The organism is Streptomyces sp. RKAG337, assembly GCF_023701715.1.
GTDB lineage: Bacteria > Actinomycetota > Actinomycetes > Streptomycetales > Streptomycetaceae > Actinacidiphila.
The window spans coordinates 7,402,753-7,422,947 of the sequence record NZ_JAJOZA010000001.1 but is presented as its reverse complement, the minus strand read 5'-3'; the positions used below and the strand labels follow the sequence as shown (position 1 = coordinate 7,422,947).

Annotated in this window: 19 protein-coding genes; 8 read left to right on the top strand and 11 right to left on the bottom strand. The window is 70.7% G+C overall.

Annotated elements, in window-relative coordinates; translation table 11 throughout:
* Positions 1 to 61 precede the first annotated feature (61 nt).
* Positions 62 to 1,585 carry a chitinase gene (locus LNW73_RS32870; protein WP_250992482.1) on the top strand — a complete coding sequence of 508 codons (1,524 nt, stop codon included), beginning with the start codon at positions 62 to 64 and terminating at the stop codon, positions 1,583 to 1,585.
* Positions 1,586 to 1,708: 123 nt separating this feature from the next.
* On the top strand, positions 1,709 to 2,149 hold the full coding sequence (locus LNW73_RS32865) for a GNAT family N-acetyltransferase (protein ID WP_250992481.1): 441 nt from the start codon (positions 1,709 to 1,711) through the stop codon (positions 2,147 to 2,149).
* A 22-nt stretch (positions 2,150 to 2,171) separates the two neighbouring features.
* Here LNW73_RS32865 and LNW73_RS32860 read toward each other — a convergent pair whose 3' ends face one another.
* On the bottom strand, positions 2,172 to 2,678 hold the full coding sequence (locus tag LNW73_RS32860) for a hypothetical protein (protein WP_250992480.1): 507 nt from the start codon (positions 2,676 to 2,678) through the stop codon (positions 2,172 to 2,174).
* A gap of 69 nt (positions 2,679 to 2,747) precedes the next feature.
* Here LNW73_RS32860 and LNW73_RS32855 point away from each other — a divergent pair, with 69 nt between their 5' ends.
* The 3 genes from LNW73_RS32855 to LNW73_RS32845 all read left to right on the top strand — a co-directional run bounded on the left by LNW73_RS32855 (position 2,748) and on the right by LNW73_RS32845 (position 3,913).
* Positions 2,748 to 2,960 (top strand): hypothetical protein, encoded by a 213-nt coding sequence (locus LNW73_RS32855; protein WP_250992479.1) that lies wholly within the window; start codon positions 2,748 to 2,750, stop codon positions 2,958 to 2,960.
* A 59-nt stretch (positions 2,961 to 3,019) separates the two neighbouring features.
* Positions 3,020 to 3,601 (top strand): GNAT family N-acetyltransferase, encoded by a 582-nt coding sequence (locus LNW73_RS32850; protein ID WP_250992478.1) that lies wholly within the window; start codon positions 3,020 to 3,022, stop codon positions 3,599 to 3,601.
* Between the two features lie 66 nt (positions 3,602 to 3,667).
* A complete protein-coding gene (locus LNW73_RS32845) occupies positions 3,668 to 3,913 on the top strand; it encodes a hypothetical protein (RefSeq protein ID WP_250974044.1) in 246 nt (81 codons plus the stop codon).
* A 98-nt stretch (positions 3,914 to 4,011) separates the two neighbouring features.
* Here the strand turns inward: LNW73_RS32845 and LNW73_RS32840 are convergent, their stop codons facing one another.
* The gene (locus LNW73_RS32840) at positions 4,012 to 4,611 is read right to left on the bottom strand and encodes a GNAT family N-acetyltransferase (RefSeq protein WP_250992477.1); all 600 of its coding nucleotides are present in this window, start codon (positions 4,609 to 4,611) and stop codon (positions 4,012 to 4,014) included.
* A gap of 65 nt (positions 4,612 to 4,676) precedes the next feature.
* Positions 4,677 to 5,513, bottom strand: coding sequence for an SMP-30/gluconolactonase/LRE family protein (locus LNW73_RS32835; protein WP_250992476.1), 837 nt, complete (start codon positions 5,511 to 5,513; stop codon positions 4,677 to 4,679).
* A 391-nt stretch (positions 5,514 to 5,904) separates the two neighbouring features.
* On the opposite strand from LNW73_RS32835, the gene LNW73_RS32830 reads away from it, so the two are divergent.
* The 3 genes from LNW73_RS32830 to LNW73_RS32815 all read left to right on the top strand — a co-directional run bounded on the left by LNW73_RS32830 (position 5,905) and on the right by LNW73_RS32815 (position 12,005).
* The gene (locus LNW73_RS32830) at positions 5,905 to 6,564 is read left to right on the top strand and encodes a DedA family protein (RefSeq protein WP_250974046.1); all 660 of its coding nucleotides are present in this window, start codon (positions 5,905 to 5,907) and stop codon (positions 6,562 to 6,564) included.
* A 354-nt stretch (positions 6,565 to 6,918) separates the two neighbouring features.
* A complete protein-coding gene (locus LNW73_RS36765) occupies positions 6,919 to 10,437 on the top strand; it encodes a discoidin domain-containing protein (protein WP_374118239.1) in 3,519 nt (1,172 codons plus the stop codon).
* A gap of 296 nt (positions 10,438 to 10,733) precedes the next feature.
* A complete protein-coding gene (locus LNW73_RS32815) occupies positions 10,734 to 12,005 on the top strand; it encodes a hypothetical protein (protein ID WP_250992475.1) in 1,272 nt (423 codons plus the stop codon).
* A gap of 189 nt (positions 12,006 to 12,194) precedes the next feature.
* Here the strand turns inward: LNW73_RS32815 and LNW73_RS32810 are convergent, their stop codons facing one another.
* The 8 genes from LNW73_RS32810 to LNW73_RS32775 form a co-directional block, all read right to left on the bottom strand.
* Complete coding sequence (locus tag LNW73_RS32810; protein WP_250992474.1) at positions 12,195 to 12,872, bottom strand: response regulator; 678 nt, start codon at positions 12,870 to 12,872, stop codon at positions 12,195 to 12,197.
* A 51-nt stretch (positions 12,873 to 12,923) separates the two neighbouring features.
* Positions 12,924 to 14,180: a sensor histidine kinase gene (locus LNW73_RS32805; protein WP_250993112.1), complete on the bottom strand. Its 1,257-nt coding sequence runs from the start codon at positions 14,178 to 14,180 to the stop codon at positions 12,924 to 12,926.
* 170 nt (positions 14,181 to 14,350) lie between these two features.
* Positions 14,351 to 15,199, bottom strand: coding sequence for an ABC transporter permease (locus LNW73_RS32800; protein WP_250992473.1), 849 nt, complete (start codon positions 15,197 to 15,199; stop codon positions 14,351 to 14,353).
* Entirely contained in the window at positions 15,196 to 16,125 is a 930-nt protein-coding gene (locus tag LNW73_RS32795) for an ABC transporter ATP-binding protein (protein ID WP_250992472.1), read from the bottom strand. The genes LNW73_RS32800 and LNW73_RS32795 overlap by 4 nt, the downstream gene beginning before the upstream one ends.
* 157 nt (positions 16,126 to 16,282) lie before the next feature.
* Positions 16,283 to 17,287: a carbohydrate kinase family protein gene (locus tag LNW73_RS32790; protein ID WP_250992471.1), complete on the bottom strand. Its 1,005-nt coding sequence runs from the start codon at positions 17,285 to 17,287 to the stop codon at positions 16,283 to 16,285.
* Between the two features lie 53 nt (positions 17,288 to 17,340).
* Entirely contained in the window at positions 17,341 to 18,330 is a 990-nt protein-coding gene (locus LNW73_RS32785) for a zinc-dependent alcohol dehydrogenase family protein (RefSeq protein WP_250992470.1), read from the bottom strand.
* Entirely contained in the window at positions 18,327 to 19,205 is an 879-nt protein-coding gene (locus tag LNW73_RS32780) for a carbohydrate ABC transporter permease (protein WP_250992469.1), read from the bottom strand. Before LNW73_RS32780 ends, LNW73_RS32785 begins: the two co-directional genes overlap by 4 nt.
* Positions 19,202 to 20,170: a carbohydrate ABC transporter permease gene (locus LNW73_RS32775; protein WP_250992468.1), complete on the bottom strand. Its 969-nt coding sequence runs from the start codon at positions 20,168 to 20,170 to the stop codon at positions 19,202 to 19,204. Before LNW73_RS32775 ends, LNW73_RS32780 begins: the two co-directional genes overlap by 4 nt.
* Between the last annotated feature and the right edge of the window lie 25 nt (positions 20,171 to 20,195).

The window sequence follows — 20,195 nt, the reverse complement described above, 5'->3', positions numbered from 1 at the left end:
TACTCAAAGCCGCCCCGCACCAAGGGAATTGGCGGTCACCCCCCTCACAGCTTGGACAAGCATGAGAAGCATGCGCTCCCTCCACGCGGTCGTCACCGCGACCGTCACCGCTGTGGCCGCCGTTGGCCTGGCCGCGCTCAGCGGCGGCACGGCTCAGGCGGCCACTCCCCTGCCGGCCCACGTCTTCGCCCCCTACTTCGAGGCATGGACCGGCGAGAGCCCCGCCGCCCTGGCCGCCCAGTCCGGTGCGAAGCACCTGACGATGGCGTTCATCCAGGCGGCGACCAAGGGCTCCTGCACGGTGTACTGGAACGGCGACAGCGGGATGCCGATCGCCGCCGCCAACTTCGGCGCCGACATCAAGACCATCCAGGGCAGGGGCGGGGACGTCATCCCCTCGTTCGGCGGCTACACCGCCGACAGCACCGGCACCGAGATCGCCGACAGCTGTACCGACGTCAACCAGATCGCCGCCGCGTACGAGAAGGTCATCACGACCTACGACATCTCGCGGCTCGACATGGACGTCGAGGTCGACTCGCTGGACAACACCGCGGGCATCGACCGGCGGAACAAGGCCATCAAGCTCGTCCAGGACTGGGCGGCCGCCAACGGCCGCAAGGTCGAGGTCTCCTACACACTCCCCACGACCACCAGTGGTCTCGGCGCGACCGGGCTCGCGGTGCTGCAGAACGCCGTCGCCAACGGCGCGCGGGTCGACGTCGCGAACCTCATGACGTTCGACTACTACGACAACGCCACCCACAACATGGCGAACGACACCCAGACCGCCGCCACTGGCCTGTACAACCAGCTCGCGAGGCTCTACCCGGCCAAGACGGCCGCCCAGCTCTGGGCCATGGTCGGCATCACCGAGATGCCGGGCGTCGACGACTTCGGGCCGGCCGAGACCTTCACGGTGGCCAACGCCACCCAGGTCTACAACTGGGCGGTCTCCAAGGGGATCAACACCCTCTCGTTCTGGGCACTGCAGCGTGACAACGGCGGCTGCCCGGGCGGCGCGGCCGCCGACAACTGCTCCGGCATCCAGCAGAACACCTGGGACTTCACCCACATCTTCGCGCCCTTCACCAGCGGTACCACGACCCCGGCCAACGACTTCTCGGTGACGGCCACCCCCGCCTCCGGGTCCGTGGTCGCGGGTGGTTCGGCCACCAGCACGGTGAAGACCGCGGTGACGGCGGGCCAGGCGCAGACCGTCGGCCTCACCGTCAGCGGCGCCCCCGCGGGTGTCACCGCCTCGCTGAGTCCCACCTCGGTGACGGCGGGCGGCTCCTCGACGCTCACCCTCGCCACGACCGCGGCGACCGTATCGGGTACCTACACCATCAGCGTCACCGGTTCCGGTACCTCCGGCAGCCACTCGGCGACCTACACCCTGACCGTCACCGGCGGGACGGGCCACCAGTGCACCGCCGCCGCCTGGGTCACCGGCGCCGTCTACACCAACGGCATGCAGGTCTCCCACAAGGGCCACACCTGGAAGGCCAAGTGGTGGACGACGGGCGAGGAGCCCGGCACCACCGGCGAATGGGGCGTCTGGCAGGACCTCGGCGCCTGCTGATCCCGACAACCCAGTCACACGGTGCTGCCCGGCGGATGTCACATCCTGCCGGGCAGCACCACGTCCGGGGCCGAACCACCCGGGGTGGTTGACGCCCCGTTGGGCGTGCGATTTCCTGTTCCGATGTCCGAGCTCCGCATCGAACAGGTCGACGGCGAGGCCGCCGTCGAGGACTGGCAGCGCGTCCACAACCTGATCATCCCGACCGCCCCGCTGTCCCTCGACGACGTGCGCGAACGCGTGCGGCGCAACCGGTTGGACGTCGCGTATCTCGGCGACGTTCTGGTGGGCTGCTCGACGGTGCGCCCGCCCGCGGACGACACCTCGACGGCAACGGTGATCGCCCGAGTGCTGCCCGCTCACCGCGGGCAGGGGTTCGGCGGGGAGATCTACGCGGAGGGGCTCGCCCAGGCGCGGAAGCTGGGCGCCGAGGTGATCGAGACCATCGTCCTGGCGTCCAACCCGGACGGGCTGCGGTTCGCGCTGGCGCACGGATTCGTCGAATTCGAGAGGTACGTGCTGCCGGGCGACACCATCGCCTACATCACGCTGAGGCTGTCCTGAGCAGGCGTCAATGCTTTCGGGCTCACGGCACGGCGTCGGTGGCGGCGCTCGGGTTCATCGTGTCGAAACAGACCCTGTCCGACGCCGGGTCCAGGTAGAACGCACCCGGGTAGTTGTCCCGCGTCATCTCGACGTCGAAGGACGCGCTGCGGACCCAGTTGGCGCCCTGGGGCGTGAAATCGGCCAGGGGTCCAGGAAGCGGACCGGGCGCCTCGGGCTGGAAGTGGCGCTCACCCGCCGCAATGATCGCCGCGCCGGCACCGTGCCTCAGCTGGGCGAAGCCCACCACACGAATGTCGGTGGGGCCCGGAGCGGGCACGCGTGATTGCTCTCCCAGCGCGAATCCCAGCCAATGCGCGTCGGAGAGGGGCCCGAAGGCGGGGAAGCGACGCTCCAGCGGCTCGGTGTCCGACCGGACGTTGTCCCCGTCCGCTTTCTCCGCCGTGGAACCGCACGCCGCGAGTGCGGCCACCATGCCGAGCAGGAGCACACCCCGACGCCCTGGAGCCGTTCCGCGCAGTGCGTTCACCGGAGCAGTCTAGCGACGGCCGTTTCACCCCACCGGGCGCCGCCGGCGGAGTCGGCCTACAACAGAGGCATGAGGACAGACGAGCTTCCCGACGGACAGGGCAACGTGAGCATCGAGGCGGCAGACGAAGCGACGGTCGCCGCTATCGAGGAACTGCTGCGCCTGCACTTCCGTGCGGGTCCCGCCGTGCGTTACAGCGAGTACCACGCCATCTCGGTCCCTCACCGCGCGGTTCACCACCTCACGCTGACGCTGGACACCCGGGGCTCCACGCAGCCCTGACCGGATCCCGCTCCCGGACGGAGGCTTGCGCCTGCGCGCGGCGTGAACAGAATCAGCAGGTGCAGATCCTGTCGTTCCCCGAAGAGGCCACCCCGTCCGAGCTGCGTGTCCAGGTGCTGGATCTCCAGCAGCAGGCGTGGCCGGCCGGGAATGCCCTGCCGGTCCCCGTCGAGGCGCCGACCCATGATCCAGCGCTTCGGCCGCTGTCGATGCTGCTCGTGGCGGACGGCACGGTGCTGTCCGCGCTGGACATCCTGTCCAAGGAGATCGTCCACGCGGGTCGGCGCTATGCCGTGGGCGGGCTGAGCACGGTGGTGTCGCGCCAGGCCACGCGCGGTCACGGCCATGGCCGGCGCCTGGTGGCCGCCGCCCGGGAGGCGATGCCCGCCCAGGGCCTGGACCTGGGGTTGTTCACCTGCGACCGGCCGCTCCAGGCGTTCTACGAGAGCGCCGGCTGGCAGCTGCTCCCCGGGGCCGTGCTCGTCGGAGGAACGCCGCAGGCTCCCTTTCCGAGCGACCGGCCGGGCTTCGGCAAGGTCACCATGGCGGACTTCTTCTCGACCGCGGGACGGCAGGCGCGGGATGCGTTCGCCCACTCCCGCATCGAGCTGTACCCGGGCGAGATCGACAAGCTCTGGTGACGTTCCCCCGGGTCCGCTGACGGCATGCATGCGGGCTATGCGGCACATCGGGCGCACACTGGAGCCATGCCCCTACCCGCAACGCACCAGTGCCGTACCTGTTCCACCGACGCCACCGACGGAGCGACGCTGCACGAGGACCTCGTCGTGGGCGCTCCCCTGTCCATGGAAGCACTCGACGAGGCGCAGCGCCTGGACCGGTTCGCCCGCAAGTACGCCCATGACGGCTGCCGGGTGACGGAAGTCCGCCAGGTCCCTTCCGGCAGCACCAGCGGCTACGCATGGTCCGTCCGCTTCCTCGACCAGGCCTGAGAAAGCCTCCGGCCCACCCCGCACCCGGCCCAATCCGTACCCGGTCCACCCCCGTACCGGCCCGGCCTTCGCACGGTCCGGCCGGTGGCGCGGATTTTCTACGTCATGACGGGCTGCCGGTCCTGCCGGACACGGGCGTGAAGGTGCATGTCGTGCCAGCCGTCGGCGTGCAGCGCCGCTCCGCGGCGGATTCCCTCCTCCTCGAAACCGGCCTTGACCGCCACCCGGCACGACGCCTGATTGGCGGTCGAGTGCTGCAGCTCGATGCGGTGGAACCCGCCCTCCCCCAGCGCCCAGCGCGTCAGCACCGTGACCGCGCGGGGGCAGAGCCCACCACCGCGTGCCGACGGCACCGTCCAGTAGGCGAGTTCGGCCTTGCCGTCCGCCAAGGCCAGGGACTTCAGGGCGATACGGCCCAGCAGCGCGTCACTCGCGGCATCGACGATCGCCCAGTGCCCTTCCGTCTCGTCCCGCCAACCGCTCTGCCACCCTCTGATCCACTCCCGCGCCTCGTCCACGGAATCGGCTCGCCGCACATGCCAGCACTGGATCGCCGGGTCCTGGAACGCGTCCCGCACGGCCTCGGCGTCGGCGAGCAGCCAGGGGCGGAGGGACACGTCGGCGCCGACCGGCAGAACCGGCTGGCCGGAGGCGGCTAGAGCACCGGTGGGTATCGCGGGAGCGACCAGAAAGGGCATGGGCGGCATTCTTCCAGCACCGTTGAGGGCCCTCGCTGCAATGTGAGCCGCGCACGGGCCCCGCATCACGGCCAGCCCGCTCCCGGCACGTCGACCTCGACACCGAGCACCTGACCGCTGCCCGGAGCCACCAGTTCGGACATGCCCCGCCATTCCGCCGCCACCATGAACAGCGTCGTCCCGTCCGGTCCGCCGAGCGCGCAGGCGAAGCCGCCGCGGTCCAGCTCGACGACCCGCAGCACCTCACCGCCCTCGGCGACGCGCACGCATCGCCTGCCGGGCACATCGGCGTACCAGACCGCGCCCTCGGCGTCGGTGCAGATGCCGTCGGGGGTGCCCTCGCCGAGGTCGGCCCAGACGCGCCGGCCGGACAGCCCGCCGTCCGCGCCGATGTCGAAGGCCACCAGGCTGTGCCGGTACGAGTCCGCGACGATCAGGGTGGAGTTGTCGGCCTTCACCGCCATCCCGTTGGGGAACATGATGTCGTCGGCCACCTGGCGCACCGACCCGTCCGCCGCCGCCAGAAAGACGAACCCGGGTTCGACCGCCTCACCGGCCAGCGGATCGAAGCCGACGCGGTTGACGTAGGCGTTGCCTCGGCCGTCCACCACGAGGTCGTTCCATCCCGGCATGCCCAGCTCCGCGTGGACCACCAGCGACTGATCGGGCTCCCGGCGCAGCAGCAGTCCGTCGGAGGACGAGACGATCACCAGCCGGCCGTCCGGGAGCCAGTCCGTACAGAGCGGCAGGGACTTCACGCGGGCGATCACCTCGCTGCGGCCCTGGAGGTCCACGGCGACGACCTCGCCCGCGGACCAGTCGGAGAAGTACAACCGGTCACCGTGCCAGCGCGGCGACTCGAGCAGCCCCCGCCCGGAAAGCAGCGTCCGCACCTCGTTCATCCGTCTCACAGCCCTTCGTCCGCGCCGACGCGGCCCGCCGGCGTCCCACCCTCCATACGAACGGGGCCCGGCCGAATCGACACTCCCCGAACAGCCGGTTGCGGTGCCCGCGTCACCGTCCGTAGCGCCATGGCATGAGCAGCCTCGTGACGTACCGGCGGCAGGTCCATGACGAGGGTCCGCCCGCGCGCTTCCGGCCTACGAATCCGCAGCTCTGCGCTGTCTGCGGAGCCGGTCAGGCGAGCGCGCGAGCCCCCTGGTGCGATGACGCGGCGTAACCGTCGATGGTCGTGGACGCTCCCCCGGGCCAGGTCCTCGCCGGGCCGACCCCCCGCCGCGCGGGTACCGTTCAAGATGTGTTCAGTTCCCGTGCAGGACGACACGCGGATGTATGGCGCCCTCCAGCCGGGACGCCATGAGCTGGGCGCTCATGGCGGTCGACCCGACGAGCGGGGCGTCCCTTCTCGCGGCCTTCGGCGCACTGGCCGTGCTGGTGGTGGTCTTCGCCGAATCGGGTCTGCTGGTGGTCGGCTTCTTCCTGCCCGGCGACACCCTGCTCTTCCCCGCCGGAGTGCTCTGTGCCGGCGGCGTCGAATCAGGTCCGCACCTGTCCCTGTGGCAGGTGCTCCTCTGCGCCGCCGTCGGGTCGATCGCCGGCGCGCAGGTCGGCTTCCTCCTGGGGCGGCACGGCGGTCGCGCGGCGCTGGCCCGCAGCCGGAACGAACGGCTGAAGTCGGCGGTGTCGCGCTCGGACGAGCTGCTGCGCCGCTACGGATACCGCAAGGTGATCGTGATCGGCCGCTTCATCCCGGTGGTCCGTACGGTGCTGAGCCCGCTGGCGGGCGCGCTGAAGGTGCCGGTGCGCACGTTCACCCTCTGGCAGATCGTCGGGGGCCTGGCCTGGTCGCAGAGCCTCGTGCTGGCCGGCTACTGGCTGGGGAACGCCGTACCGGGCATCGAGCGCTACCTGCTGCTGATCGTCGCGCTGATCGTCGCCGTCTCGCTCCTTCCGCTGCTGTTCGAGGCCCGTGGACGTTCCCGGTCCCGGTGACGGGCGCCCGGTGACCTGTCCCGACGACCCGTCCCGATGACCGGCCCCGGTGACGGCCCCCGGTGACCCGTCGCAGCCCGGCCCACGGCGCCCCCGCGTCTCGACGGTGAAGATCCCTCCGGTCCGCCGGCGGTGCCCGGCTCGGCGCGGGGTCTGTCGAATCTGTTGACAGTGTTCGGGCATTGGAAGAAACTCCCCCGGGAGAGCGCTCTCCAGCATTCATGGCGTCATTACCCGAACCCACAACAGCCCGCAGTAGCAGGCCGAACCAGCCCACAGCCGCCGCACCGTCGTCGGGCTCATGACGGCGTGGCGGTGGCAAGAGGCATCACACCCCACCCCACGGAGATGTGCATGAGCCTCCTGTCTCTCCTCCTTCACCACCTCGCACGGCGCCGACGGCTGATCGCGGTGGTTCTCGCGGCGGTCCTCGCGACCGGCGGCGCCCTCGGCGCCATGAACGTCACCGCGAACGCGGCCACCACCCTGCTGTCGCAGGGCAAGCCCGCGACCGCGTCCTCGACGGAGAACGCGGGCACCCCCGCATCGGCGGCGGTCGACGGCGATGCCGGAACCCGCTGGTCGAGCGCCGTCGCCGACCCGCAATGGCTGCAGGTCGACCTCGGCTCCACCCAGGACATCACCCAGATCGCCCTCAACTGGGAGGCCGCCTACGCCACGGCGTTCCGGATCCAGGTCTCCGGCAACGGCACCACCTGGACCGACGCCTACTCCACCACCACCGGCCCGGGCGGCCACCAGACCCTCGACGTGACCGCCTCCGGGCGCTACGTCCGCCTGTACGGGACCACCCGGGCGACCGGGTACGGCTACTCCCTGTGGGAGTTCCAGGTCTACGGAACCGGCGGCGGCACGCAGCCCGGCACCTGCGGCACCGACAACGCCGCCCTGAACCGTCCGGCGACCGCGTCGTCGACCGAGAACGGCGGTACCCCGGCAACAGCGGCGGTCGACGGAAACGCGGGAACCCGCTGGTCGAGCGCCGCCACCGACCCGCAGTGGCTGCAGGTCGACCTCGGCTCCGTACAGGACGTCTGCCAGGTCTCGCTGACCTGGGAGACGGCGTACGCCACGGGCTTCCAGATCCAGGTCTCCGACACCGGTACCGGCAACTGGACCACCCTCTACACCACCGCCGCCGGCGGCGGCGGAACCCAGAACCTCACGGTCAGCGGGACCGGCCGCTACGTCCGGATGTACGGCACGGCACGCGCCACCGGCTACGGCTACTCGCTGTGGGAGTTCACGGTGCACACCGGCGGTTCCGGAGGCCCCGGTGATCCGGGCGACCCGGGCGGCGCGGTCATCTCCGCCTACCGACAGGTCTCGGCCTCCTCGTGGGAGGGCGCCAACGCTCCCGCGGCGGCGCTGGACGGGCGCACCAACACCCGCTGGTCCAGCCTGTACACCGACAACCAGTGGCTGCAGGTCGACCTCGGCGGCCGGGCCACGGTCAGCGGCATCTCGCTGAACTGGGAGTCCGCCTATGCCACGGGCTACCACCTCGACGTGTCCGACGACGCCACCACCTGGTCGCCGCTCTACAGCACTACCAGCGGCAAGGGCGGCGTCGAGAACCTCACCGTCAGCGGCAAGGGCCGCTACGTCCGGCTGACCGGCACCGCCCGCGCCACCGGCTACGGCTACTCGCTGTGGGAGTTCCAGGTCCTCGGCACCGTCGACACGTCCACCGCCACCCCGCCGCTGCTCTCCGGACCCACCAAGGCACCGGCCACGGTGAACCAGTTCGCGCTGGCCGCACCCGCGGACAAGGCCATGGTCACGAACACCCGCCGGCCGGCGCTCTCCTGGGCCGGCGTCGCGGGGACCGCCCACTACGAGGTCTGGCTCAACATCAGCCGCACCGACTACGACTTCGCCGCCTCGGGCAGTCTGCTCGACCTCTACACCAAGGTCGCCGAACCGACCGGCGCCACGTACACCCCGACCTGGGACATCAGCGACCGGTGGACCTACCAGTGGTTCGTCGTCGCGGTGAGCGGCTCCGGCGCGCGCACCACCTCCGGCATCCGCACCTTCAGCGTCTACCTGCCCGACATCGAGACCGTGAACGACGGCGTCGCCATCGTCAACGGCGCCCGGGACCTCAACAAGAACGGCACCATCGAGCCGTACGAGGACTGGCGCCAGCCGGTCGGCACCCGGACCGCCGATCTCCTGAGCCGGATGACGCTGGAGGAGAAGGCCTTCCAGATGTTCTACAACGTCCAGTCCTACCCGATGTCGGGCTGGCACTTCGGGCCGGCCCAACCGGCCGACCTGCACAACGTGCTGGTCTCCACGGCGGCCACCCGGCTGGGCATCCCGCCCGTGTCCGCGGGCGACACCACCGCCGGCTACCAGACCACGTACCCACTGCAGAGTGCGCTGGCCGCGGGCAAGGACTATCCGCTCGACTACCGGCTGGGGGACATGCAGCGCAAGGAGGAGCTGGAGGTCGGCGCGCGCGGCACGCTCTCCCCGCTCGCCGAGGTCGGCACCAAGGTGCTCTACCCACGCATCCAGGAGGGCGGCGGCGAGAACGCCGACGTCGCGGCGGCCCAACTGCGGGCGCAGGTCGCCGGGTTGCAGGGCGGCCCGGAACTCAACCCGGGCTCCGTCCTCGCCACCGTCAAGCACTGGCCCGGCGAGGGCGCCGGGGGTGAGGCGGGCATCGTCTACGACGCGGTGACGATCAAGTACCACATGATCCCGTTCCGGGCCGCGATCGAAGCCGGAGCGGTCAACATCATGCCGGGGTACGCGGGCAGCTCCTATCTCGACCCGGGCGGCCCCGGCGCGGGCGACAGCGCCAAGATCCTCAACTACCTCCGGCAGAACATCGGTTACACCGGTCTGATCACCACGGACTGGCTGCCCTCCGGCGCCTGGGTGAACGCCGCCGACGCCGGCTCCGACGTGATGGGCGGTGCCGACCCGGGCGCCGTCGGGTTCACCATGGCCGGCTTCGAGGCCCAGGTACCGCTCGCGCGGATCAACGACGCGGTGACGCGGATCCTGCGGCTGAAGTTCGAACTCGGCATCTTCGACCACCCCTACGGCGACCCCGTCAACGGCCCCTACCGGTTCCACCAGCCGTCCTACACCGCCCTCGCCAACCAGGCCGCGCGCGAGTCCAACACCCTGCTCAAGAACAACGGCGTGCTCCCGGTCAAGCTCACTGCGGGGGACAACATCGTCGTCGCCGGCGCCCGCGCCACCGATGGCGCCGCGTGCTGCATCTGGTCCAGTTACTTCCACCCGGACTACGGTTCGCTCACTCCGCTGGAGGCCATCCGGGCCCGGGCCGCCAAGGCCGGCGTCAACGTCTACCAGGACACCGGCCCCGCACCGAAGCTCGCCGTCGTGGCCGTCGGAGAGCCGTCCTACACCCACGCCACCGCATGGGTGGACACCCAGCCCTATCTCCCGCCGGATCAGCTCGCCGTCATCCAGAACTTCAAGAACCAGGGGATTCCGGTGGTGGTCGTCCTGACCCTGCCCCGGCCGATCGTGATCAGCGACTGGAACGGTCTGGCGGACGCCGTCGTGGTGACCTATCGCGGTGGCGAGGAGACCGGCCCGGCGACGGCCGGGCTGCTCTTCGGTGACTACACCCCCAGGGGGAAGCTGCCCTGGCAACTGCCCCGAAGCCTGGACCAGGTCCTCAAGCCCGGCGGCACCGACACGGTCGCGGATGCGAACGAGAGCTGGGACCTGCCCTACGACCTCGGCGCCACGGACGCCCAACGCGCCGAGATCCGCGCGAAGATCGACGCCGGACAACCGGTGCCGACCACCTACGGAAACCCGCTCTATCCCTACGGCGCCGGACTGACCGGCTGGAACTAGCGCCGCGGAGCACAGAACCGCGACGGCCGTACCGCTCCCTGCGGTGCGGCCGTCGCAGCGTTTGCCTGCGGAAGGTGAGTGAGGGGTCGTCGGCACGGCGCGCCAGGTACTCGTCGCAGAGGAGGCCCGGTTCCGGTCGGCGACGCGGGCCCGCGGTGCTGCCCGGGGCGTCCGTTTTCTCGGCCGCCGGAGTTATGACACACCCATCATGACAGGTCAGAGGGCATTTTCGTAGGACGAACAGCACGTCCGGGGAACCTTGTCCGGCCCCCTCGAGAACTCCCACAATCGCCCTCATGAATCACTCCCAGAACGTCGATCACGAATCGGTCCTACGAGCACGCGCGATCCTGCTCGGCTCCGGCAGAATCGGCCTTCACGAGGAGATCCGGGCGTACCGAGTGCTCGCCCAAGTGGGGCCGCTGACCTACCTGCCGAAGCTGGTCCGGGCACTTCTGATGCTCAGTCACCTGGAGTTCCGGGACCGGCCGGAGATCCAGCTGAACCTGGTCGCCGAGGCACTCACCGCCGTGCGCAGGCTGGACGCGTCGGAACCGAAGCGAACCGAGCTGCTGATCGAGACCCTGAACGACTACCAGCACCAGCTGTACACGCTCGGCCGGCGGGCGGAGGGCTTCGCCGTTCGCGAGGAGATGGCTCTGACCGGACGCAGGGCGTTCAAGGACGGCAAGGTGGACAGCCCCGTGTTCGGGTGCGGGCCGCTGGCGGCCGGGCTGGCCGAGGAGGGCCGTCACCTCGAAGCGGCGCAGCTGTACGGGGAGATGGTCGAGGCGGTTCGGTCGGGCGGCGATCCGTCGGACGGCCGCCTCTGGTGGCCGATGGTCGAGTGGTCGGCCGAGCTCGACGCCGCCGGACTGCACGATGCGGCGATCGACGCGTTCACCGAACTCTCGGCCGCCGGCCGCGCGGAGCTGGAAGGCGGCCGCTCGTCGCTGTCCATCAGGGTGTGGGAGCTGGTCCGGCTCGCTCAGCTGCTCGACGCCCGGGCGCGGCACGGTGAGGCCCGTACAGCGCGAGGGGAAGTTCTCACCCTGCTGGCCGAGTTGGCCGCGACCGGTGAACGCAAGAGCTGGAGCAACATCGTCGACTGGTGGACCGTCCTGCTGGGCCTGTCGGGACGAGCGGACGAACAGCCGGCGCCCGGCGAGCCGGCACCGCCGTTCGGCTCGCCCGACGGCTGGTCGCCCGACATCAGGCGCGCCTATGTCGAGGGGCGTACCGCACTGGAGGAGACCGTCGCCGTCCTCACTCCCCTGGCCCGGCGCGATCCGCGCCGTCACCTGGCCGAACTGATCACCGTTCAGCGCAGGTTGACCATCCGGTCGGCCGTTCACCAGCGGGGGCATCACTACCGGTTCATGGAGAACCTGCGGCCCCTGTTCGACGAGGGAGTGACACTGGCCCGCCGGTCGGCCGGGCTGGGCGAGGACCAGGGCACTGACGTTCTCGCCAGGGCTCTCACCGACCGATCGACCCTGCTGGTCGCGGGCAAGCAGTACGCCGAGGCGCACGACGACTTCCAGGAGGCCGCCGCCCTGCTGGGATGAGCTCCGCCGGGTGAATTACGGGTCGGATCGCGCTCGCTGATGCAGGACCGCGTCAGCTGATGCTGGAACGCGCTCACTGATGCGGATTCAGTCGCAGTCCGGGTAGTCCCATTCCAGATCGATGTCCGCCGAGGGCGCGACGGCACGGACCGCCTCCGTGCCGTCGCGCTCGAGTGGTCCCGTCTGCCGTCAGTCGGTGGTGTGGGGGCGGGTGAGGCCCAGGTCGTAGGCGAAGATGACGGCCTGGATCCGGTCTCGGGCGGCGATCTTCACGAGCACGCGTCCGACGTGGGTCTTGACGGTGGACTCCGCCAGCACCAGCCGCTCGGCGATCTCCGCGTTGGTCCAGCCCCGGCCGATGGCGACCAGGATCTCCCGTTCGCGTCCGGTGAGGGTGCGCAGCCTGGGGTCGTCCTGCGGCTCGTGGTCCTGGAGGTGGCCGGGCAGATGGTGGGCGTAGGCGTCGAGGAGGCGCCGGGTGAGGGCCGGGGCGATGACGGCGTCGCCCGCGGCGACCGCGCGGATGCCCGCCAGCAGTTCCTCGGGGCGCGCGTCCTTGAGCAGGAAGCCGCTGGCTCCGGCGCGCAGCGCGGTGTGGGCGTACTCGTCCAGGTCGAAGGTGGTCATGACCAGGACGCGGGAGCGTCCGCCGGTGGCGACGATGCGGCGGGTCGCCTCGATACCGTCCATGCCGGGCATCCGCACATCCATCAGGACGACGTCGGGGCGCAGTTCGGCGGCCTGGCGTACGGCGTCGGCTCCGTGCGCGGCCTCACCGACCACGTCGGTGTCCGGGACGGACTCCAGCAGCATGCGGAAGCCCAGTCGCTGCATGGGCTGGTCGTCCACGATGAGGACGGTGGTCATGAGGTCTCCGAGAGGACGGTGGTCATGAGGACTCTCCGATGAGGACGGCGGTCACGAGGTCTCTCCCGGGGGACCGGTGAGCGGGGTGAGGTCGAGGGTGACCTGTACGGTCCATCCTCCGCCGGGCCGTGGTCCGGCGACGATGCTCCCGCCGTACAGCGCGGCGCGTTCCGCCATGCCCGCGAGGCCGTGTCCCTCCTGGTTCGCCGGTGCGGGCCGCCCGTTCCCGGTCGGCGGCCCGGTGTCGTCGGCGCTGATGCGCAGCTGTGTGCCGTCGACGGTGAGGGCGAGTCGCACCTCGGTTTCGGCGCCGGCGTGCCGGAGCGAGTTGGTGAGCGCCTCCTGCACGATCCGGTAGGCCGTCAGCTGTACACCGCGGTCCAGGGCGTCCAGTTCCCCGATCGTGCGGTAGCGGACCTTGGGGCCGGCGGCCCGGATACGGGCGCACAGGGCGTCGATGTCCGCGATGCCGGGCTGCGGGCTGAGTTCGGGCGCGTCCGTCCGATCGCGCAGCACACCGAGCATGCGCCGGAGTTCGCCCAGGGCCTGCCGGCCGGTCTCGCCGATGAGTTCCAGTGCTTCCTTGCCCCGCTCAGGAGCGATGAGGGCCGCGTACGCACCACCGTCGGCAAGTGTGATCATGACGGACAGGTTGTGGCCGACGATGTCGTGCATCTCGCGTGCCACCCGCGTGCGTTCGCCGGCGGCGGCCAGTTTGCTGCGCTGGTCCCGTTCGATCTCCAGGCGGGCCGCGCGCTCCCGCAGGCCCGCGAGCTGGGACCGGCGGATGCGCACCGCAAGGCCCAGGGCCAGCGCCGCGGTCACCGCGCTGAACAGGAAGAACAGCGCGTCCCCGACGGACACCGCCTCCGAGACGCGCACCGACACCAGCCCCAGAACGCCGGCCATGGCGGCGCAGGCCCAGGGCAGATGCCGCAGTCGCCCGTGCAGTGCCAGGCTGTACAGAGCGATGAGCAGCGCCACGTCGGCGCGCAGCCAGGCCCCCAGCAGCCACTGGATCAGGAACACGGCGAGAACGGCGGCGAACGTCGCCGAGGGCATACGTCGCCGCCACAGCAGGGGCAGCACCAGCCCGGCCTGCAGGGCCAGCACCCCGGCCACCGGCAGGTGCGTGAACCTCACGGCCATCTCGTGCCGGTCGCCGTCGTGCACCAGGTCCGCCGCGCCGAACAGCAGGAAGACCCCGACCGCCACGGCCGTGTCCAGCACCCACGGACGCCGCAGGTCGGCCGCGCGCAGGCGCTGGACGACCCGGTTCAGCGCGATCACCAGCGGGTGTCCCCACAGCGGATCGGGTTCCGCGGGAGGGAGCGGGCGCGCGGAGGGGTCAGCTCCGGCGGGGAGGTCGGTGGTCACGGGGGTCACCTGCCCATCGTGGGCCAACGGCGCCGGCACGGCACCCGAGCTGCCGGGCGACGCGCCGACGCCGTGATCCCGGGTCGTCGGCTTCGGCAGGGTCAGGCGTCGGTGCGCATCAGGCGCCAGGAGGCACCTGCCATCGCCAGTCCGGTCCAGGCCAGGAAGACCAGCAGCCCGGCCGTAGGAGTCAGCGTGTGCGCCTCGTGGTGCAGGGCGAACATCGATGCTCCGGCCTCGCTGGGCAGATAGGGCCTGACGTGGTCCTGCCAGGAGCTGGGCAGCAGCGAGATGAGGCCGGGGACCAGCATCAGCGAACCGACCAGGACCGAGATGCCGCCGGCCACCGATCGCAGCAGCGCGCCCAGGGCCGTTCCCAGCACCCCGATCAGACCGAGGTAGAGGCCCGCCGCCAGCAGGCTGCGCACCACACCCGGGTCCGAGATCGAGAGGGCCGCGGGCGTTCCCGAGACGATTCCGCTGCCGAAGAGGAAGGCGATGAACGCTCCCACGGTGCCGACCACCAGGGCGACCGCGCCGAAGACGGCGGACTTGGACCAGAGCACCGGCAGCCGGCGCGGTACCGCCGCCAGCGTGGAGCGGATCATGCCCGTGGAGTACTCGCCCGCGGTCACCAGCACGCCCAGCACGCCCAGCGCCAACTGCGCGAAGTTCGTGCCGAACAGGGACAGGCTCACCGCGGTGGAAGTGGCGAAGTCCCGGTCCATGTGATCGCCGGAGGTGATCCTGGACTTGTAGTGCCACGAGGCGATCAGACCGAAGGCCACCAGGAACAGCAGGCCCAGGCCCAGCGTGATCCAGGTGGAGCGCAGGGACCACAGCTTGGCCCACTCCGAGCGCAGCACGCGCCGCGCGGTCACCCGGTAGACCGGACGTCCGCCCTGCACGGGGCTCGGGACAGGGGTGTGGCTCGACGTGATGGTGCTCATGCTGCGCTCCCGGAGGTCTCGGTGGTGCCGTGGTACTCGACCGCGTCCCGCGTCAGCTCCATGAACGCCTCCTCCAGGGAGAGGGCCTTCGCCGTGAGCTCGAAGAGCGCGATGCCGGCCTCGGCTGCCTTCAGCCCGATCGCCCGAGCCGCGATCCCCGTCACCTGGAGTTCCTCGGAGCCGACCCGGCCGGTGATCTCGATGCCGGGCCCCGCCAGGACCTCGCGCAGCCGGGCGGGATCCGCCGTGGCGACCTGCACCGTGTCCCCGCCGGCCTGGCTGATCAGTTCCTCGACGGTGGTGTCGGCCAGCAGCCGCCCTCGTCCGACGACGATCAGGTGGTCCGCGACCAGGGCCATCTCGCTCATCAGGTGCGAGGACACGAACACCGTGCGGCCGTCGTTCGCCAGCCCGGTGAGCAGATTGCGGATCCACAGCACGCCCTCGGGGTCCAGCCCGTTGACCGGCTCGTCGAGCATGACGGTGGCCGGATCGCCGAGCAGCGCGGCCGCGATGCCCAGCCGCTGGCCCATTCCCAGGGAGAAGGCCCCGGCGCGCTTCTTCGCCACCGAGTCCAGACCCGTCATCCCGATGACCTCCTCCACCCGGCGGCGCGGAATGCCATGGGTGTACGCCTGCGCCATCAGGTGGTCGAACGCCGAGCGGCCCGGGTGGATCGACTTGGCCTCCAGCAGCGCCCCGACCTCCTGCAGCGGGGCGGTGTGCTCGGCGTAGCGGCGGCCGTTGACCGTGACCGTGCCGTGCGTGGGAGCGTCCAGACCGACGATCATCCGCATCGTGGTGGACTTGCCCGCGCCATTGGGGCCGAGGAAGCCGGTGACGGTGCCGGGCCTGACCGTGAAGTCCAGCCGGTCCACCGCCGTCGTCTCCCCGTACCTCTTCGTCAGCTGCTGCGCCTCGATCATCGCGTCTTCCCTCGCTTCACGGGCGCCGGTCCTGCCCGACCGCCTCACCCGTAACGCTATGAGCCGCAGCCCCCGCAACCGTGGTACCCCGGACTGATCCACAAACGGTCGGTAGTACCCCGGTACCATCCCCGCCTGCACCAGGGAACGAGCCACGTCACGCCAGGTCGGCCCAGGTCGGTGGGTCGGCGCCCTCCCGGGTGCAGGTCAGTGCGGCGGCGCGGGTGGCCAGTCGCAGGGCACGGAGCACGTCCTGGTGCGGGTGGACGGTGGAGGCCGCAGTGCGCAGTCCCGTACGCGGAGCGGATGCGTCGGACTCCCCGGCGGCACCTCCCGCGCCGAGCATCCCGGCCCGCAGCAGGCCGCTGAGAAGCCCCGACATGAAGGCGTCGCCCGCTCCCACGGTGTCGACGACCTCGACCGCGGGCGCCGGCAGAGCGTGCCGGCCCTGCCGCCACCAGACCTGGGAGCCCCCGGCGCCGAAGGTGAGGACCACCAGTGAGGGTCCGCTGCGCGACCAGCGGAGCGCCACTTCCTCGATGTCCTGCCCGGGGTAGAGCCACGCCAGGTCTTCCTGACTGGCCTTCACCACATCGCTGACCGAGACAAGGTGCTCGACCCGGGGACGCTCGTCGCCGGGCTTTCCGAGCAGTGCGGGCCTGAGGTTCGGGTCGTACGAGACGGTCGCCGTGTGCCGTGCGGACTCGACGGCGGCGAGTACCTGATCGGCACCGGGCGCGAGCGCCGTGGCGATCGATCCGGTGTGCAGGTGGCCCGCCGTACCGGCGCGGGCTGGCTCCAGGGCCAGGGGAGACGGTTCCCATGAGATGTCGAAGGTGTAGTCGGCCGCCCCGGCCGCATCGAGACGGGCTGTGGCGGTCGACGTCGGTACGTCGGAGACGGACCCTTCGGTGAGCACCACCCCGCTGCGGCCCAGATGGGTCCGCAGCACCTGGCCGAAGGGATCGCGGCCGATCCGGGTGGTCAGCAGGACCGGGTGTCCTAGCCGGGCCAGACCCAGCGCCACGTTCGCCGGGCTGCCGCCCGGACGGCAGCGCCGTGACCCGTCCGGGCCGGTGAGGATGTCGGTGAGTGCCTCGCCGATGACGAGCGTCGGCGTTTCGGATGCCGGGGCTTCCGGCATCGGCAGGGGCGGTGGCATGGGCGACTCCATGGGGGAGGGACTTCCCTGACCGGTCGGGACGGCGTCCCGGGTCAGGGGGTGACCAGGATCTTCCGGCCCTTGCCGTCCTGGAACTGCTGGAGTGCGGCGGCGTAGTCGGTCAGCGGCAGCCGGTCGCTGATGAAGACCTGTGGGTCGAGGACGCCGGCGGCGAACAGCCGGGCCGCGCGTTCGTAACTGTGGAGGACCGCCATGGAGCCGGTGATGGTGATCTCCTGGTTGTAGATCCGGTACGGCTCGATCGTGGCCCGCGCCGCGTAGTCCGCCACGCCGAACTGGAGGTAGGTACCGCCCTTGCCGACGCGGCCGATGGCCTCCTGGATGGCCTTGGCGTTGCCGGTCGCGTCGATGACGACGTCCCAGCCGCGCGGTTGCTCGATCTCGTCGGCGGACGTGACGGCATGGGTGCAGCCCAGCGTTCGGGCGGTTTCCAGCCGGTCGGGGTTGATGTCGACGATGTCGACGGTCGCGGCGCCGGTGCGCTTGGCGAGCTCCATCATCATCAGGCCCATGGTGCCGGATCCGTAGATCAGGACGTTGGTGGCCAGCTGGCTGCGGAGGATGTCGTATCCGCGGACGGCACAGGAGAGCGGTTCGATCAGCGCGGCGTCCTCGGTGCGGATGTGCTCGGGCAGTCTCACGCAGTTGGCGGCCGGGGCGAGGGCGTATTCGGCCGCGCCGCCGGGGTTGGTGACGCCGATCGCGGCCCAGCGTTCGCAGAGGTTGTTGCGTCCGATACGGCAGTAGTGGCATTCGTGGCAGTACAGGGACGGGTCGACCGCGACCCGGTCGCCGAGGGCGAACTCATCGACCTGACCGCCGACGGCGACGATCTCGCCGGCGAACTCATGCCCGGGGGTGATCGGCAGGGTGGGGGCGAACTCGCCCTGCAGGATGTGCAGATCGGTGCCGCACAGGCCGACGGCGGCGACCCGGACCACCACGTCCCGGGGGCCGGGGGACGGATCCTCGACGTTCTCGATCACGACGACGCCGGGGGCGCTGATGACGGCTGCTTTCACTTGACTGCTCCAAGGGACAGGCCCTGGACGAGTTTGTCCTGGGCGGCGAACCCGGCGATGAGTACGGGGAGGGAGACGCAGACGGCGGCGGCGCACACCTTCGCGAGGAACAGGCCCTGGCTGGTGACGAATCCGGTGAGGAAGACGGGTGCGGTCCCCGCCACGACACCGGTCAGCACCCGGGCGAACAGCAGCTCGTTCCAGCTGAAGATGAAGGAGATCAGCGCGGTGGCCGCGATGCCCGGCGCGGCCACCGGGGCGACGATCCGGGTGAGTACGGTCAGCAGCCCCGCGCCGTCGATGGAGGCCGCTTCGAGGATCTCCTTGGGGACCTCGGCGAGGAAGGAGCGCATCATCCACACCGCGATCGGCAGGTTCATCGAGGTGTAGAGGATGACCAGCAGCCAGATGTTGTCGAGCAGGCCGGCGTGCTGGGCGATGAGATAGACGGGCAGCAGCCCGGCCACCGCGGGGAGCATTTTGGTGGAGAGGAAGAAGAACATCACGTCGGTCCACTTGCGGACCGGCTTGATGGACAGCGCGTAGGCGGCGGGGACGGCCAGGACCAGCACCAGGACGGTGGAGGCGATGCTCGCCGTCAGCGAGTTGATCAACGGCGGCCAGGGACTGACCCCGGTGCTCTCACCGAAGAACTCGCGGAAGCCCTGGAGGGTGAGTCCTGCGCCGATGTTGGGCGGGTTCGTGGCGGCGGCCGGTTCGCTGTGCAGCGAGGTGAGCAGCATCCAGCCGAACGGCAGGAAGAACAGCAGACCACAGACCCAGGCCAGCAGACCCCAGATGCTGCCGCGGTGGCGGAACGGGCCGGTACTGCGGCGCGGCCGGCCGGCCGGGGCGGTGGTCGTGGTGCTCGTCATGACGTCTCCTCTCGGAACAGGGACGAGACGGTGCGCAGTGCGAAGGTGGCGATGAGGATGGAGCAGGCGACGACGATGACGCCCTGCGCGGAGGCCAGGCCGTAGTCGTGCGCCTGGTAGAAGGTCTGGTAGACGGAGTAGGGCAGGTTGGCGGTGCCCAGTCCGCCGGAGGTGAGGGTGAAGACCGCGTCGAAGTTCTGGACGACGTAGATGCTGCCGAGCAGCGAGGCCAGTTCCAGGTAGCGGCGCAGATGCGGGAAGGTCAGATGGCGGAAGACCTGCCAGGTGCCGGCGCCGTCGACGCGGGCGGCTTCGACGATGTCCAGGGGTCGGCTTTGCAGGCCGGCGAGCAGGATCAGCATCATGAACGGTGTCCACTGCCAGATCAGTGAGGCTTCGACGGCTATCAGGGGGTTGGTGGACAGCCAGTCGAACTGCGGGGCGTCGGAGCTGCCGAACAGGCTCCAGATCCACGTCAGAGTGCCGTTGATCAGCCCGTAGGAGGCGTTGTACAGGGCGTGCTTCCACAGCAGGGCGGAGGCCACCGGCACGACGAGGAAGGGGGTGATGAGCATCGTGCGGACGATGCCGCGACCGCGGAACCGCCGGTCGAGCAGCAGGGCCAGCCCCAGGCCGAAGAGCAGGCTCACCAGGACCACCGAGGCGGTCAGGATCACGGTGGTGGTGATGGACGAGCGCAGCGTCGGATCGGTCAGTGCGGTCCGGTAGTTGGCCAGGCCGCCGAAGCCCCGGTTGTCGGGGTCGAGGGCGTTCCAGCGCATGAACGAGATGCCCAGGGTGCCCAGGAACGGCAGTTGGGTGACGACGATCAGGAAGACCAGTGCCGGAAGCAGCGGTGCCCGGCGGGCCCAGGCGCCACGCGGCCGGTCGGCGGGACGGGTGGACGACTCCCGCACTCCCTGGCGCAGGAGTCGCGGGCGTTTTGCGGTCAGGGGGACGGTCATGGTGTCTCTCCGCTTCGCGCGGGTG